Origin of the sequence: Martinezella lusitana, from assembly GCF_014207095.1 — a bacterium.
Lineage (GTDB): Bacteria > Pseudomonadota > Alphaproteobacteria > Rhizobiales > Rhizobiaceae > Rhizobium > Rhizobium lusitanum_B.
In genome coordinates, this window is record NZ_JACHBG010000005.1 from 266,842 (window position 1) to 283,148 (window position 16,307).

Genomic DNA, 16,307 nt, shown 5'->3' on the forward strand with positions numbered 1-16,307 from the left:
CGGGCGAAATCGCAGGCGGAACGGACGCAGGTGTAAAAACGCCGTATTCCTGCCCCTTTGCGCTCATAGGGGCCGTCATGAGCGTTTCGGCGGGTTGTACGGGGAATCGATGCGGACGAAGGGAACGACGACATTGGATGATTCACGCATGAACACGTCGCATATCGGTCCCGCGCCCCACCCCCGCGATGTCGTCACGGCAGCGAGCGCCATGCCGAAGGCCATGGCGATCATCGGCAGCCTGCTTTGGCTGCTGGTGGCTTCGCCGACCGTCGTCGAAAGCGACGCCTACCGCTATGCGACCGCGCTGCTCTCGCTGATCGCCCTCTATTACTATGTGAAAGCGCCGGTTAAGCCGCGCACGGACTGGATCGGCTGGCTCTGCATGGGCTGGGCCTTCTACGTCATGGCTCGCTTCGCCATCATCTGTTGGCTGACGCCGCAGCACGACATCGGTGCTTCGGACTGGCTCTACGCCTTCACCTTCTTCTTTCCGATCATGGGTATCGCCTTCCTGCTCTACGAGGAGCTGATGGAGAAGATCGTCGCGGCCTATTTCGCGATGGTGCTCGTCATGCTGGTGGCCACCCAGCATCTGCGCGAAGTGTTCGCCGGCGAGACCATCCGCCCGCTGATCATGAACAATCAGATCCACGGCGCCGTCGCCTGCGGCATGATCATAATCTTCACCCTGTTCTGGCTGCTGCATTACCTGACGGAAAAATCCAGCGACCGCCGGATTGCGCGCTTCGCCTATATCGCTTCGCCCTTGATCTTCGCGCTCTGTTTCATCGCCATCTATGGCGCCAAATCGAAAGGCGTCTGGCTGTCGCTCGGCGTTACCATGCCGCTGCTGGCACTCGTCACATTGACCTATCTGCGCATGAAAAGCGGCGTCATCGCCATCGTGGTCGTTGCAGCGCTGCTGGTCGCGGGCATTTACGGCGTCAGGCACAATCTCGACAAGACGGCCGGGCCGACCGTATCGGCCGCCCTTTCCATGGTGGAAGGCGTCACCGGCAGCCACGACGTCGGCGGCGTCGTTTCAAATACGATCAGCTCCGCCAATACTCCGGTATCGATGGATGAGCGCCTGCAGCTCTGGGCCAATAGCTGGGAAGTCTTCTCCTCCGCGCCGATCTTCGGCTGGGGCAACCAATGGCTCGAGCGCTGGGCGGAGACGCGCTACTCGCACATTCAATATACGCTGCTGCACAATGGCTATCTTGAGATCCTAGTGCGCTTCGGCCTGTTCGGCGCAGCGGTGATGTCGCTGATGCTCGGCGTATTTCTGCGCGCCGCATGGCGAGCCCGCAAGGCAGGCATCATCCCGCGAGCAGCATGGCACGCCTATGTCCTATGCCTGGTCTTCTTCTCGCTGACGCTGCTCAGCAACTCCAACAACCGCCTCGCCATCGGCGAAAGCCTAGCCTTCGCCTCCTCCGCCTTCGCCTGCTGGTGCCATATGCGGCTGAAGGGAGAATATCTGGCGGCGGCAAAGCCGGGGCAGCAGGAAGCCAAAGCCGCGGCTTGATGCGATCAGCAAAGATGCGATCAACAAAACCGGGCGCCCTTACGGTGCCCGGCCAGTGCAGCACCTATTCCTTGTGCCAAACGGTACGATTTATGTAATCGACGTAGCTTAGCACGATCCGCAGGATCTGCTTCGACACGGGACCGGCCTCATAGTCGTTGACCGTGCGGAACACACGCTCATTGCCATTGTGCTGGGACGTGACGACGGCAACGGCTTCCAGCACGCGGGCACTGCGCAAGCCGCTCATGACAAGGGTGCCGACATCCATGCCTTCCGGCCGTTCATGCGCATTGCGCAGCGTGATGGCGGGAAGATTGAGGAGCGATGCTTCCTCCGTGATCGTGCCGCTGTCCGATAACACGCAGAAAGCCGACATCTGCAGATGGATATAGTCGACGAAGCCGAAAGGCTTCATGAAGTGCAGCAGCGGATGATCGATCGGCTCGCCCAGCGCATCCAGCCGCTTGCGCGTGCGCGGATGGGTGGAAATCAGCACCGGATAGCCGTATCGCTCGGCTAGGTCCCTCAGCGTCTGAAGCAGATCGCGCAGATTCTCCGGAGTGTCGACATTCTCTTCGCGATGAATGCTAACGATAAAATACTTGCCCTTTTCGAGCTTCATGCGCTCGAGCACATCCGAAGCGGCGATCTTCGGCATGTAGAAGTCGAGGACTTCCTGCATGTGGGAGCCGCTCTTTATGATCGTCTCCGGCTTGATGCCTTCGGCAATCAGGTAACGGCGCGCATGCTCGGTCAACACCAGATTGATATCGCTCAGATGATCGAGAACCTTGCGGTTCAGTTCTTCCGGCACGCGCTGATCGAAGCAGCGATTCCCTGCTTCCATGTGAAAGACGGGAATCTTGCGGCGCTTGGCGGCAATCACCGCAAGGCAGGTGTTCGTATCGCCGTAAAGCATCAGAGCATCAGGCTTTTCCGCCTCGAAAACCTCATCGGCCTTGGCAATGACATCCGCGATGGTCTTTGCCGCCGTTTCTCCGGCAGCGCCGAGGAAATAGTCCGGCTTGCGGATTTCAAGATCGTCGAAAAAGACCTGATTGAGCTCGTAGTCGTAGTTCTGACCGGAGTGAACGAGCACATGCTTCACATGTGCATCGAACTCCGCGATCACACGGCTCATCTTGATGAGTTCAGGTCGGGTGCCGACCAGGGTCATGACCTTCAACATTGTACTCTCTGCTTTCGACGTAAGTAGGAAAAACTGACGAGCCGCCTCTACGAGGCCAATTCCTCACGGATGTAATCGAGCGAGAGAAGCAGCTTCTTGACCCCTTCCACATCGAGGCGCTCGGTATTGTGAGACGTATAGTCGTCGATCTCGGAGATCTTCTGCTCACCCTCGACGAAATACTTGTTGTAGTTCAGGTCACGGTTGTCCGCCGGTATGCGGTAGTAGCGCCCGAGATCGTAGGCCTTGGCCATCTCTTCGCGAGCGACCAGCGTTTCGTAAAGCTTCTCGCCGTGGCGCGTGCCGATGATCTTGACCGGGTTGCTGGCGTTGAACAGATCCTTGAGCGCAATCGCCAGATCTTCGAGTGTCGAGGCCGGGGCCTTTTGAACGAAGATGTCGCCCTGTGAGCCGTTCTCATAGGCATGGATCACGAGATCGACGGAATCCTCGAGCGACATCAGGAAGCGGGTCATGTGCGGATCGGTGACCGTGAGCGGCAAGCCCGCCTTGATCTGGCTGATGAACAACGGGATGACCGAGCCGCGCGACGCCATGACGTTGCCATAGCGTGTGGCACACAGGACAGGGCCGCCATTCATCATGCGCGACTTGGCCACCACGACCTTTTCCGCCATAGCCTTGGAAATGCCCATGGCGTTGATCGGGTAGACAGCCTTATCCGTGCTCAGGAACACGACGCGCTGAACGGATTTCTCCGCAGCCGCGCTCATGACATTCTCGGTTCCGAGCACGTTGGTCCGCAGCGCTTCCATCGGGTAGAATTCGCAGGACGGAACCTGCTTCAGTGCGGCGGCATGAAACACGTAGTCGACACCCGTCATTGCGTCGCGGATGCTGTCGTAGTTGCGCACGTCACCGATGAAGAACTTCAGCTTTTCGTTGCTGAGCGCGATACGCATATCTTCCTGCTTCTTCTCGTCGCGGCTGAAGATGCGAATCTCTTTGACGTTCGTATCGAGGAAGCGGCGCAGTACTGCGTTGCCAAAGGATCCGGTGCCACCTGTGATGAGAAGGGTCTTGTCGTCGAACATTCTATTTGTCTCCGCGGAAATCGTTGTCGTGCATGCGCTTGACCAAGACCGGCCACTCGGCGGCAACATAGCCGGTTGCCTTCGAAAATCTGGAGGAGTCCAGAGAGCGGTCGATGGCGACCTTGTCATCGCGAACGATCGTTATGTCTTTACCGTATTCGGCGGCGATCAGTCGCAACAGCTCGTATTTAGAGATGGGCTTGGCCGAAACGTGATAGAGGCCTGTCAGCGCTGAGTTCGGAAGAACCACGTCCCTGATGACTGCCGCAAGCTCGCAGGTCGGCAGGCCGGAAAAAATCGCCTTGTCGTAACCCTTGACCTCGCCCTGCTGCGCCAGGAACCAATCGACCAGCGAGTTGTTGGAGGTGAGTTCGCGCCCGATGATGGACGTGCGCAAGGTAACGGCGTTGTCGTAGGTCACGACTTCACCGAGATGCTTTGAAACGCCGTAGAGATCCGTTGCATCAGCCGTGCTCTCTTCGGTGTAATTGCCCGTCGCACCCGAAAAGACGCAATCAGTGCTGACATGAACGAGCCGCGTCCCCGAGAGCGCAGCCAGACGAGCAAGCTTGTGGGGAAACAGCGCATTCAAGGGCAAAGCGACCAAAGGATCCTTCGCCGCCGAAAGCTGCTTGATGAGGCCGACGCAGTTGATGATCACGTCTGGGCATACTTTGCCCAAAGTGGATACCAGGACATCCTGATTTTCGACATCGATTCCGGTCAGTAACCGCTTCGCAATCTCAGCTTCGAAATGCCGAAGCCCATTCTCCGAGCGCAGCGTTCCATAGACCTCAAGATCTTTATTTTCGGAGAGCGTCCGGATCGTTGCGCTACCGAGCATGCCCGATGCCCCGAGGACCAAAACCTTCATCGCTATCTTTCTTTCTCAGTGGTGAGGAGAGCCTCAAACATGCTAATGAGCCTTTGGCTCAGAAAACTCAAATCGAAATTGGCAAGAAAGTAGCGCTTGCCGTTTTCACCGAGTCTCCGCCGGCCTTCTTCATCGAGCGAATACAATTTGACGATCGCGTCGGCGAGATCGGCAGGATCCTCTGCTTTGCACGCAAGACCAGCCTCAGCTTCAAGAACGATACGGGCGCCCTCGCCGTCCATGCAAGCGATTATCGGCTTGCCCGCGGCAAGATAGCTCTGCAGCTTGCTGGGGATCGTCGCCTCACCGACGGCATCGGCAGCAAGGCTGACGAGCAGAGCCCCCGAAGCAGCCATGATTTCCGGCATATCGGTAGCAGGGAGGCGATCGGAAAGGATGACATTTTTCAGGCCGCGCTTCTCGATTTCGGCCTCGACCCATGCCGATAAGCTTCCCGACCCCACGAGATATAGCTCGATCAGCGGCTCGTTCGACAGGATTGCCGCGGCAGTGAGCACCGTGTCCAGCGCCTGTGCCTTGCCGAGATTTCCGGTGAAGGTTACGGCGAATGCACGCCTCATGCGAGCTGCAAGCTCCACCGCACGAGGCGTCGGATGGGCACCGGCCGCAAATCCTTCCGCAGGGTTCGGCATATACTGGATTCTTTCCGGATGCCTGGTGAGCCGGCTGACGGAGCGGCGAAACGCCTCGGATTGAACCAGCAAGACACTCGACCGGTCATAGATGAACCGCACGACGCGCTCCACCGCACCGACGATGAACCGGTTGCGCAAGGCGCCTCGGCCCATCAGCACCTCCGGCCAGATATCCTGTATCCAGAGCACGCTCGGAATTTTCCTCACGCGCGACAGGAAGAGGGCCGGTAGCGCCTGGAATATCGGCGAGGGAGCGTAAATGAAAACCAGATCGAACGTCTGCCCGCGAAGGGCGCGCGGCGCAAACAGATAGCCCGAAACAACGAAAGAGAGGTAGTTGAGCGCCAGTCCCAATTGCGAACGCCCGCGCCGGACGAGCGGAATGCGTACAACCTCGGCATCTCGCCACTTTTCTCGCCTCACCCCCATGAGACCATAGCCGGGATAGTAGTCGCCCTCTGGATAATTCGGCTTGCCGGTGAGCACGGTAACTTCATGCCCGAGCGTTGTCAGGCAGGCGGCTATATCGTTGATTCTGAAGGTCTCCGGCCAAAAATACTGACTCCAGATCAAGATTTTCATGACAGGATATCCGCCAGAAAATCAGACGCGCTCGAAACCGTGACGGGCTCTTCAGGCCGCTTCAGGTAGCGCTTTACCGCTCGGGCGATCGACAGAGGCGAGGTCGGATCGAAAGTTTCCGCCGGATCTGCTACGTCGCGCACATAATCTCGCTCCGGCGCAAGAATAGGTAGCTTTGCCTGGTCCGCCTCCAGAAGCGGCAAGCCGAACGATTCGACCAGCGACGGGTAGATCAGCGCGCCGCTTTCCGCATAGGTCTTCTGAAGTTCCGGAGCCGAAAGCCATCCCGCATTCGTGATGGCAAGACCTTCGTTTCGAGCCGCCGCGCTGATGGCCGATGCCAGAGCTGGGTGACGGGTTGGATCGACGGTCAGGCAAAGGCTCGGGCGGAGGCCGGATTGCGCCAGCAGACGCCAGGCTTCAAGGAGCACGGCATGGTTCTTGTGAGGATCGCCGCTGGCCGCGTAGATGAAATCAAAACGCCGCGTCGCGCCATCCCGGTTCGGACGCGTGGTATCGTAATCCTCGCCGACAAACGGCACGATCGATATGGGCTTGTCCGCACCGACCAGCTGGCGCAACATAAGCGCCATCGATTGGGACTGGACGATATACCGGCTTGCCTGACGGCGGCGGGCTCGCAACCAAAGGCGTTCCAAGCCGATGCGAACGCGTACGAACAATGGATAGCCGTCAAGCCCATAGCGCTCTACAAGCAGCCGGTTTTGCACGAAGACCACCGACTTGCCTCTTATGTCAAACAGCGGCGGCAGATTGTTAAAACATAGAACAACGTCACCGGGACAGGATACGCGTCGCAGCCGCCATTCCGCCTTAAGGCGGCTCCCCAGGCTTTTCGCCACATAATCGGCGTCGACGCCGGCGGGAAGGTCCAGCTTGCCTCGCGCCCTTTCGTCAAGCTGGGCAATGGCAAAAGGTGACGGTCTCACACGCAGCATGGCGCGAAGAAGGCTCAAGCCTCCTCCCACATGGACATTAGGCGCGTGCAACAAAAGCTTGCTCATGGAGGCCCGCCGCTATCGGGCATCGACGGGATATGGATATCGGCAAGCTCCCAAAGGCCTAGGCATTTGTCCTGATACTTGCCCCGCTCCTCCGTGCAACCTTCGTTGATCAAAGCAATGGGTTCGGGGAAGTTGAAAGGGGCAGCCTGCATGTTCAGCGGTCGCCAGAAGGCATTACTGCCGGCCAGCTCGTTATTTTTTTGCCGATCCGTAAACGTGGTCGTCAACAGGTAGCGAGCGCCGGACCGCTTGAAATTCTCAATGATCCTGAGGGCATCGGCGGATGTCAAATGCACCAAACAGTCCCGCGAAAAGATGACGTCGACACGCGGCAGCGCATCCCTGGTCAAATCCAAACTCGCGAAGCGTACATGCTCGTTGCCGAACTTCCGGCTGTTGAGATCAATCATCTCCTCGACGAGATCCACGCCGATATATTGGTCCACACCAAGCTCGGTTTTCTGCATCCAGTGCCAGTCGCCGCAAGGTGCATCCAGCAGCGAGCGAGCGCCAAGCCGTTTGAGCAGCGACGGAATTTCGCGGCGAATGATCTCCGTCTGCACGAGATCCGAGCCTTCGCCCGAGCGGGAGACACCACCGCCGAAGATATTTTCCTTGTAGATGCGGGAGAACCGCTTTTTCAAATCGCCAGTCTCGAGACCACGCACACGCCGCCTTGCCGTCAACAGCGATGCCATCATGCGCAGGCGTGCCCGGCGATGCGGCGATAGAACACGGCGAACCGTCTGCCAAAACCGCATTTCCAGCGGCGCCAGAACGAGCATCGACAAAAGACGAATCTGACCGGAGAACGGCACCTCATTGCGCGCCGAAAAAGCTGCATTGCTGGCCGCGCGGGCGGCTGGCACAAAACTTCTGCGCCAAAAGCTCCGTGCCAACGCCGTATAGGCGTCGAAACGGCCAGTGTATCCGGCGGCCTTGAAATCGTCGGATGTCAGCCCACTGAGAAAGCGCTCGAGCAGGGCGTTGCTTTCCTCATAGGCCGTGCCTGCCATCTTCACGCTGCCCTGTTCGGCATGACTGCGGGCATAGACCAGCACCTCCGGCAGATGGTGAAAGCGATATTGGCCTGCCAGACGGAACCAGAGATCGAAATCCTGCGTGGTGCGCAATCTCTCATCAAAACCACCGGACTCTGCGAAGGCCTGGCGCGGAACGAGAAGCGTACAGCCATGAAGCGCGTTCTTGATCGTCAACCAGTAGCGGAAGGCCTCGGGCCGAACCCCCTCCATCCGCACCTCTGTCGCCCGGTCAGGCGTATCGGAGAACACAGCATAATCGCTATAGATGATGCTCCTGTCTCGCTCTCGCGTGTCGAGGGCGAGGAGGGCGTCGACATCCCGCTCGACCTTTTGCGGCGCATAAAGATCGTCGTGGCTCAGCCAGGAGAGATAATCGCCGGTCATAGCTTCGGCGGCGGTATTCAAGGCCGCGGCGACGCCGCCATTCTCCCTGGCGATATAGCGGATGGAATCGCCGTATTCGCGAGCGATCGCATCGGTTGCGCCGCCATCCTTCGAGCCGTCGTTGACAACGATAATTTCGAGGTTGCCATAGGTTTGCGCAAGGGCGCTGCGGATCGCCTCGTGCAGATAATCAGCGCCGTTGTAGACAGGAATGACTAGGCTGACCTTGGGTTTCAAATCGTTCATTGCTCCAAACCCTTCGAGCCAATCCGCCCACGCAGCACAGCTCCCACTAAGGTTCTGATGGCACGCAGCGCGATGCCGGGACTGCGGCCGGGTGCGTAGGAGATCGCCCGAGTGAGCAGTGACAGGCCCTTACCTCGATGATCCGCCGCGAGAAGAAGGGCGCGGCCGTAATATTCGCAAAGCCGCGACGCGCCCTGGCGCAGGGAGGGCATTCCCCTGTCGGCGTCGTCGCGAAACACCTTGGTGATGTAGTAGTCGATAGCCCGAAGGATCTTCCCGGGATTCTGGCTTGCCAGCGAATTATCGTCGTGGGTCGTCAGCAGACAGGTAACCTCCGGCATCGCGCCAACGCGATGGGATTTAGCAATACGGCGCCATAGATCCGTATCCTCGAAGCGCTCCATATTGATATCGAAACCGCCCACCCGGTCCATGACGGCTCGGCGGACCATAACAGTCGGAAGCGTGATCGTCAGCGGCTGAAAGAAGGCAATAAGATTGTATATGTCACCCTCTTCCCGGGCGTTGTATGCCTGAACCGCCAACGGTTTGCCCGCCTCGTCCACACAGGTTGCCGACGTATAGATCATGTCCACATCGGACTTGCTATCGAGATAAGCAACCTGCTTGGCGAGCTTTTCGGGAAGATAGCTGTCGTCTGAATCCAGGAAGGCGATATAGGCGCCCCGCGCTACGGCGAGCGCCCGGTTTCGCGCCTGCGAGCGGCCCCGATTGTTCTGCTTGATGTAGAGAACCCTGGGGTCATCGAGATAGCGGGCGACGACTTCGGGCGTTTCGTCGGTGGAACCATCATCCACCAGAACAAGCTCGAAGTCCGTGAAGGTCTGGGCAAGAACACTCTCTAAGGCCGCACCTATGAAACGAGCCCGATTGTAGGTGGGGATGATCACCGACACCTTCGGGCCGCCTTCAAGCGCTGGGATGGACTGTTCGTAAGCCGCCATTTCGAACACCTGCTCTTTCGCCGTCAGCAGGCAGCGACGGTGAACGCCTGTCCGTGGAAGCCGAAATCGACGAACTGGTTGAGCTTGATCTGAGGGTTGCGCTCCAGCCACTCACGGCATGCTCGCTGCTGCCCATAGTCCGCCAGATTGCGATAGCAGCGCCAATCATCGAATAGAATGACCGATCCGACCGAGAGCCGCCCGACCAGGAAATCAAGCACTGGAATGGTGGATTCGTATAGATCGCAATCGATCCAGGCAGCAGCCACCTTACCAACGTCTCCGGTTTTGCCCGATCCGGGCTTCAGGCTTTCGTCGAACCAGCCCTTGATCATCGAAATGCGCGTCATGTCGGCGCCGGCTGTGCGCAGGTTGCGTTCGAAATCCGCAATGTCACAGGCAAATTGTCCCGCGTAGAACCCGCTCGTGTAGTTGCCGACCTTGTCGAGACCCTTGGGTTCCGGCAATCCCTCGAACGAATCGAGCGCAACGAACCGCATCTTAGGAAACAGCGAAGCCATGGTGCGGTAGGTGTAGCCGAAAGTCGTGCCGAGGTAGACACCGAACTCCAGATAGTCGCCTTCGATCTCGGTACCGACGAGATAGTCGGCAAGCTTGTCAACCACATCGAAGCGGTTCTTGTAGTAGCTGAGCAAACGGTCTTCCAGATGGCTAACCCTGGATGCGAGGGCCTCCATTTGGCTACTCTGCTGCTCGATCTGGGTGTTCAGACGCTCAACATGGCGTCGCCAACCGAAAAATCTGTCAAAGATCGTCATGTGATAGTCCTAGTTTCAAATGTCCCGGTCCGGCGCATCGCGCTGTCTCATCGGCGCCTGCTTATGGGGAGAGAACTTCCCTGCGCCAGAGTTCGGTCACCATGAGAAGCCATGGATGCGACCAGGGGCGACGCCCTTGATGGAAGTCATCGAGGATGCGCTCTACGGTATCCGGATTGAATAAGCCAGCCTTGATCACCGTCTCTCGGGACAGGCAATCATTGAGGACATCTGACAGAGGGCCCTTCATCCAGTCGCCATAAGGCAGCGCAAAGCCACGCTTCGCCCTAGTCTCGAAGAATTCGGCCGGCAGATAGCGGCGCGCCACGTCGCAGACGATTCTCTTCACTCCCGCCGCGCTGTAGCTGGCGTAGGGATTAAAGGTCTCTTCCGAAATCTGGATCTTGCTTGATGTCGGCAGGGAAAAAGCGAAGTCGGCAATGTCCACATCCAGGAAAGGGACACGCACTTCAAGCGAATGTATCATCGAACAGGCATCGATGTCGCGCAGAAGCTGGTTTCGCGTGTAGCCGTTCAGGCAAAGCACGCTGCCGCGGTCGAGCCAGCTTGCGTCCCGAAGCTCGTCGCAGCCGCCGATCTCCTCGGCGAAGCTTCGGAGCGATACCGTCTTCCGGGCATCGCCAGATAGCAATTCGTGCGCAAGATCCGGCCCGAAGCAATGATACTGGCGTCCGAAAATCTCATGAAACGCTGCGGGATCGATTTCCTGCGGCGCCATGCGGGCGGTAATCGCCCGCCCCATCGGCAAGCGCGACAAGAACTGGTTGACACGGCCATGATTGCCTTCAAGCGTCTGCTTGATCGTCCGCTCGACACTCGCAAACCAGGGGTAGCCGAGAAAGAGCTCGTCGCCTCCGGTTCCGGAAAGCGATACGGTCACATGCTGGGCCGCCGCATGCGATACGAAATAGCTGTTCAATCCGTCGACGGAAGGTTGGTCCAGCCCGCGGATGAAGTTTTGCAGGTGCCCGACCATGTCTGCGGCGGCAATTTCGACGCGGCTGTGATCCGTCTCGAGAAGCTTGGCGACCTCGGCGGCTTCGTGGCTCTCGTCTGCGGCATCGGCGCCAGCTTCGAACCCGACGGAGAAGGTCTTGATGTGTCCACCTGCTTCCCGCGCCATCAGCGCAACGATCAGAGACGAATCCACGCCGCCGGATAGGAACGCACCAACAGGTACATCGGCGACCATCTGCTGGCGCACGGAATCGCGCATCAGCGCCGCAAACCGTTCGACTTGCTCACGATATGGCAGGGCTCGAAGGCCCGCCACCCGGTCGAGCCCATAGGACCAATAGCGCTTGATCTCGATGCCGGTGGCGTTGATGCGCATCAGATGCGCCGCGGGAAGAGCCTTCACCCCAGCGACAAGCGTTGCCGGTTGATAGATGGAGCCGAGGCTGAGCAGCTGCTGCAGCGACTGATGATTGACGGTGCGCGCAACCTTGCCGCTCGCAAGCAATCCTTTCAGCTCGGAAGCGAAAACGAGACCCTTGCCGCTTTCGGCATAAAGCAGCGGCTTGATGCCGAACTGGTCGCGCGCGAGAAGAAGAGTATCGCGCCCATCGCGGCGATCATAGATCGCCAGCGCGAAGATGCCGCGCAGCCGTACCAGAAATTCCTCGCCGAACTCCTGATAAAGCTTCAGCACCACTTCCGTATCGGAGCTGGTCTGGAAGATATAGCCACGCGCTTCGAGGAGCTGGCGTTCGCCTTTGAAATTGTAGATCTCGCCGTTATAGACCATAGCGATCTTGCCATCTTCCGAGAACATCGGCTGATGACCACCGCTCGATGTATCGATAATGGCAAGTCGCGCCTGCGCAAGCACGACCTTTTCATCGGCAAACAGGCCGGTATCGTCAGGCCCGCGATGCCGCATAGCCGCGATCATCGCCTGAACGGCATCACGATCTGCTGCCTGAAAACTTCCGGCTATTCCGCACATTCTATTTCTGCCCACCCAAGAGACGCTTCAGAATACCCCCAAGGGTATTTTTATGCTCAGGCTCGTCGATCGATCGGCCTTTGGTGTTTTCCCAATTGCCACCCTTCAGATAAGGGGAGAACTCCGTTTTCAGCGGATCGGCGCTCGACGCCATATAGCCTTCGAGCTGATTGTTCGCTGCGAACATTCCATCGAAGGGCACACGAAACTCTTTGTCATCGACCTTCTTGAAACAGGCATAGAACAGTATGTCGTGAGAATCCCACTTCTGAAAATCTCCGCGAGTATAGCCGGTCAGTGCAGGCTTATAGTCAACCGTAAACGACAAATCTATGACTTCATAGCCGTTCGCCGTCGCCAGATCGGCGAAGAAGCGCGGATGATAGTTGTAGAAAGCATGGTTCACGTTGCCCTGCGCCGGCAGTGCGTGAATCATCAGACCACCGACCTTGCAGAGATTATGGATGTTGGAAAAAACTGTGCGCTGATCGAAACAATGCTCTGCGGTCCCGAGATTGGTGACAAGGTCGAATGTTTCGGAGTAATTATAACGGCGCTGCAAATCTTCATTCAAATCGAAGAGAAGTGAACCTTGCTGGCCGCTAGCATCGATTGCGCGATAGGTGGAAAAACCCAACAGCTTGTAGAGATCCGCCGCCCCGGAAATCGGCGTCGTTACCCGAGGCAAAGCAAACCGGGACAAAATCCGGCCGATGACCTCATCGACGACGCAGACGTCCTGTGCGCCCAGTTCGATAATCGACGCACCCGTCAACTTTCCCGACTGGCGCAACGATGCGGCCATATTTACCAGCTCTGCATTAATACCCATCGTACCTAGGCCCGATCGTTTAAGTTACTGTCAAGCGCTTCGCGTGCAGGTAGCCTTATCGCACACCGCGTCCTTCCAGACCATTGTAGCCCGGATGAACGTCGATTTGGGAAAGACCAGCCTCTTTGAACCAGCCTTGCAACTCCGCCTGTGTGGCGGGTATGTCGTATGCAGGGCCGAGAAAGTCATAGATATCAAGCTTGGCAAATGACTGATACCGACTTTCGAGCATACCGGGCAGCCGGGCTTTGTAGTCGTCAAACAGGAAGAAGCGATTTATTTTCCTTCGACGATCCGTTGGCTTCGCCGCCAAGCGCTTCACCAAAGGCCACATCAAATTCACATAACCCTTGACCAATTTAAGGATGGTTTCATCGGAAAGCGAGCGCACCAGCTTTCGCGCTCGATACTTGTTCTTCCAAAGAATCTCATAGGGGTGTCCAGCCGGCGGCATTGTGTATACATCCACCGCAATTTTCCCCTCTGCCTTAAGGCAGGTCGCAAGCGACAGGAATGCGGCTTTAGGATCCGGTGTGTGTTGCAGAACACCGAAGCAGAAAACGTAGTCAAAGATTGTCTTCTTGACAGGTATCGAGAAGATGTCCGCTTGTACAATCAGTACATTGTCCAGATGCCCGGAACGCCGATAGTTCGCCTCCACGCCCTGGGATAAATCAAACGACACGACTGTTGCACCCGTCGCTGCTGCAAATGGCGTAAAGGTACCAGCGCCGCAGCCTGCTTCAAGCATAACAGCTCCAGACAAATCGGATCCCCAACGCGTCTCTTTGGTAAAACGTTCGCCGTATCCGTCGTATAGCGACAGCAGCTCCGGCCAGGCATCCCATTGAGAGCTGAAATTGGAGGCGTAATGTCCGGCGTCGACAAAGCGTGGAATGAATTCAACGATTGGAAACGAATGGCTTTGGCTGCAGACGAGACGTCCACTCTTGACGCGCCCACCTACCTCGGTTGCCTCCGTCAATCGAAGTTCCGACTGACATGTGGGACAACTAAGAAGTTCTAGATGTTTCGGATTCAAAACCAATCCTCTCCTTGATATCGCGTCCTAAAGTGCCACCGCAAAGGGCCTTTTCTCGCGCCTTGCTATGTTCAGCTATGGTCGATTAAGCGGCTTTCCAAGTTCACGAGACCTGGAAAATATGTGGCGCTGCGCGATTCTATGATTAATGAGTCGCCGACAAAATGAAGCAGCGAATACTGCTCCTTGGATTCAAATCCGCTTATGAACTCGGCCACAGCTACAGAAACAAAGTAGGAGCCATTGTTCAGCCGCGGCGTTAACTCGAATTTGAATTCCCTCACCTGGCCAGCCACCAGCGAAAGATCCGTTGCATTGACGCAAAAGGCGGACGATGTACCATAGACTTGGACGCCAGTCTGCGTTCGGATATCAAAGCCTATGGATACGGAGGAGATGTCGACATTGCTCTTCACCTTGATCACGAGATGATAAGTCCTGTCGTCTTCAAGATAACGCGCGACCCCACCGTCAACATCCATAATTGTCGACGATACGACCTCCGCTTTGCGCGTGTTATCGGCAGTACTGGCGCCAATTTCCATAGAAGGCGCTGAATCAGCCCCGTGGAGGCTTGCCATTTCCTCATGAACCATCTGCTCGTAGAGATAGCCGACACTCCGAGGCTTGCCTGTTGCTGCGACGGTGCCTTTGTTCAGCAGGATGGCCTTGTCGCAGAGGTCGTAGATCTGCTGCAGGCTGTGGGTCACGAACAGGACGGTTGCGCCGCTGCGCGCGATTTCGCGCATACGGGCGTAGCTCTTGGCATTGAAGATCATGTCTCCGGTCGAAAGCGCTTCGTCGACGATCAGAATATCCGGCTCGACGCTGACGGCGATGCTGAAGGCAAGGCGAGCAACCATGCCGCTCGAATATTCCTTGCAGGGCGACTCGATGAAATCCTGCAAGCCGCTGAAGGCGATGATCTCATCGGTCTTGGCCGAGATTTCCTGATGGGTCATGCCTAGGCACAGGCCGCCTAAGAGAATATTCTCTCGCCCGCTCAGATCCATGTTGAAGCCGGTGCCGAGCACCATGATCGCCGAGACGCGGCCGCGCACGTCGACGGTACCAACCGTGTGGTCGAGCGTACCCGCGATGATGCGCAGCAGCGTGGTTTTGCCGGCGCCGTTGCGGCCGATGATTCCCACGACTTCGCCGCGGCGAACGTCGAAGTCGATGTCTTTCAGAGCCCAATGTTCGCGATGCCGCGTCTTGCGGGTGACGAGCTCGCGCAAGACATCCGATGGACGATTGTAGAGGCGGTACATCTTGCCGAGTCCGCTGACCTTGACGGCGATTTCCTTGTTTTCGCTCACAGATAGCTCCCGAAATGCGGCTTCAGCCGCGCAAAGATCGTAGCGCCAATCCATGTGGAGAGGAGTCCGACGGCACTTGCAATGATCCAGACCAACCAACTCCTGATGCCGCCGTAGTAAGCGGCGTCATGGAACGTCTCGATAAAAAGCGTCACGGGGTTGGCATAGAGCACGGGCCTTACCGCGGCCGGCACCCAGTCCATGAAATAGAAGATCGGAGCGATGTAGACGCCGATCAGCGAATACATTTGAACGACTTCCCTGATATCGCGCAGGAAAACACCGATTGCCGACAGCGTAAACGCAACGCCGAACAAGAAAAGGTAAAGCGGTACGGCCGCCAAAGGATACAGCAGGATACCGAATGATATGCGGCCCGTTGCCATCGCATAAATCAACAGCCCGCTGAAGCCGATCAGGAAGGTCGGCAAGGTCGCCAGCACCATTTTCACGGGCAGGATCTCTACCGGAAAAACCACCTGCTTCACGAGCGACGCCTGATGCGAAATGATCGAGGAACTGCGGCCCAATACATCGGCGATGACCAGCCATGGAATAAGGCCAGACAACATGTACAGCGTATGATCACCGGGTATTTTCAGCGTGTCATCCACCTTGACCCGAAAGACCACGGCGAAGATGAAGATGAAAACCAGCACAGTCATGACGGGATGCACGACAGCCCAAACGGAACCGAGCATTTGGCCGGCATAGCGATCGGAGATGTCGCGACGCGCCATTTCAAGGAGCAGGCGACGGTTTTTCCTGAGGCTGCTAAAGAGAAAAGCGGTCGCAGAAGCGTTGGACATA

Annotated in this window: 14 protein-coding genes; 1 reads left to right on the forward strand and 13 read right to left on the reverse strand. The window is 57.4% G+C overall.

Annotated elements, in window-relative coordinates:
• Window positions 1–148: 148 nt before the first annotated feature.
• Entirely contained in the window at window positions 149–1,534 is a 1,386-nt protein-coding gene (locus GGD46_RS13910; protein ID WP_246806297.1) for an O-antigen ligase family protein, read from the forward strand.
• A gap of 64 nt (window positions 1,535–1,598) precedes the next feature.
• Here the strand turns inward: GGD46_RS13910 and wecB are convergent, their stop codons facing one another.
• The 13 genes from wecB to GGD46_RS13975 form a co-directional block, all read right to left on the reverse strand.
• Window positions 1,599–2,726: a non-hydrolyzing UDP-N-acetylglucosamine 2-epimerase gene (gene wecB / locus GGD46_RS13915; protein WP_184704736.1), complete on the reverse strand. Its 1,128-nt coding sequence runs from the start codon at window positions 2,724–2,726 to the stop codon at window positions 1,599–1,601.
• A 47-nt stretch (window positions 2,727–2,773) separates the two neighbouring features.
• The gene (locus GGD46_RS13920) at window positions 2,774–3,781 is read right to left on the reverse strand and encodes a polysaccharide biosynthesis protein (protein WP_184704738.1); all 1,008 of its coding nucleotides are present in this window, start codon (window positions 3,779–3,781) and stop codon (window positions 2,774–2,776) included.
• A 1-nt stretch (window position 3,782) separates the two neighbouring features.
• Window positions 3,783–4,655, reverse strand: a complete 873-nt coding sequence (locus GGD46_RS13925; RefSeq protein WP_184704740.1) for a dTDP-4-dehydrorhamnose reductase family protein — start codon at window positions 4,653–4,655, stop codon at window positions 3,783–3,785.
• Window positions 4,656–4,657: 2 nt separating this feature from the next.
• Window positions 4,658–5,893 carry a glycosyltransferase family 4 protein gene (locus tag GGD46_RS13930; protein ID WP_184704742.1) on the reverse strand — a complete coding sequence of 412 codons (1,236 nt, stop codon included), beginning with the start codon at window positions 5,891–5,893 and terminating at the stop codon, window positions 4,658–4,660.
• Complete coding sequence (locus tag GGD46_RS13935) at window positions 5,890–6,870, reverse strand: glycosyltransferase (RefSeq protein WP_184704744.1); 981 nt, start codon at window positions 6,868–6,870, stop codon at window positions 5,890–5,892. The genes GGD46_RS13930 and GGD46_RS13935 overlap by 4 nt, the downstream gene beginning before the upstream one ends.
• 44 nt (window positions 6,871–6,914) lie before the next feature.
• Complete coding sequence (locus GGD46_RS13940) at window positions 6,915–8,591, reverse strand: glycosyltransferase (protein ID WP_184704746.1); 1,677 nt, start codon at window positions 8,589–8,591, stop codon at window positions 6,915–6,917.
• Window positions 8,588–9,556 (reverse strand): glycosyltransferase family A protein, encoded by a 969-nt coding sequence (locus tag GGD46_RS13945; RefSeq protein ID WP_184704748.1) that lies wholly within the window; start codon window positions 9,554–9,556, stop codon window positions 8,588–8,590. Before GGD46_RS13945 ends, GGD46_RS13940 begins: the two co-directional genes overlap by 4 nt.
• Window positions 9,557–9,579: 23 nt before the next feature.
• The gene (locus GGD46_RS13950; RefSeq protein ID WP_184704750.1) at window positions 9,580–10,335 is read right to left on the reverse strand and encodes a TylF/MycF/NovP-related O-methyltransferase; all 756 of its coding nucleotides are present in this window, start codon (window positions 10,333–10,335) and stop codon (window positions 9,580–9,582) included.
• Window positions 10,336–10,396: 61 nt separating this feature from the next.
• Window positions 10,397–12,304, reverse strand: a complete 1,908-nt coding sequence (gene asnB, locus GGD46_RS13955) for an asparagine synthase (glutamine-hydrolyzing) (RefSeq protein ID WP_184704752.1) — start codon at window positions 12,302–12,304, stop codon at window positions 10,397–10,399.
• 1 nt (window position 12,305) lies between these two features.
• Window positions 12,306–13,136, reverse strand: a complete 831-nt coding sequence (locus GGD46_RS13960; RefSeq protein ID WP_184704754.1) for a hypothetical protein — start codon at window positions 13,134–13,136, stop codon at window positions 12,306–12,308.
• Window positions 13,137–13,191: 55 nt separating this feature from the next.
• Window positions 13,192–14,121, reverse strand: a complete 930-nt coding sequence (locus tag GGD46_RS13965) for a class I SAM-dependent methyltransferase (protein ID WP_184704755.1) — start codon at window positions 14,119–14,121, stop codon at window positions 13,192–13,194.
• 128 nt (window positions 14,122–14,249) lie between these two features.
• Window positions 14,250–15,497 (reverse strand): ABC transporter ATP-binding protein, encoded by a 1,248-nt coding sequence (locus GGD46_RS13970; RefSeq protein WP_184704757.1) that lies wholly within the window; start codon window positions 15,495–15,497, stop codon window positions 14,250–14,252.
• The gene (locus GGD46_RS13975; RefSeq protein WP_184704758.1) at window positions 15,494–16,306 is read right to left on the reverse strand and encodes an ABC transporter permease; all 813 of its coding nucleotides are present in this window, start codon (window positions 16,304–16,306) and stop codon (window positions 15,494–15,496) included. The genes GGD46_RS13970 and GGD46_RS13975 overlap by 4 nt, the downstream gene beginning before the upstream one ends.
• Between the last annotated feature and the right edge of the window lies 1 nt (window position 16,307).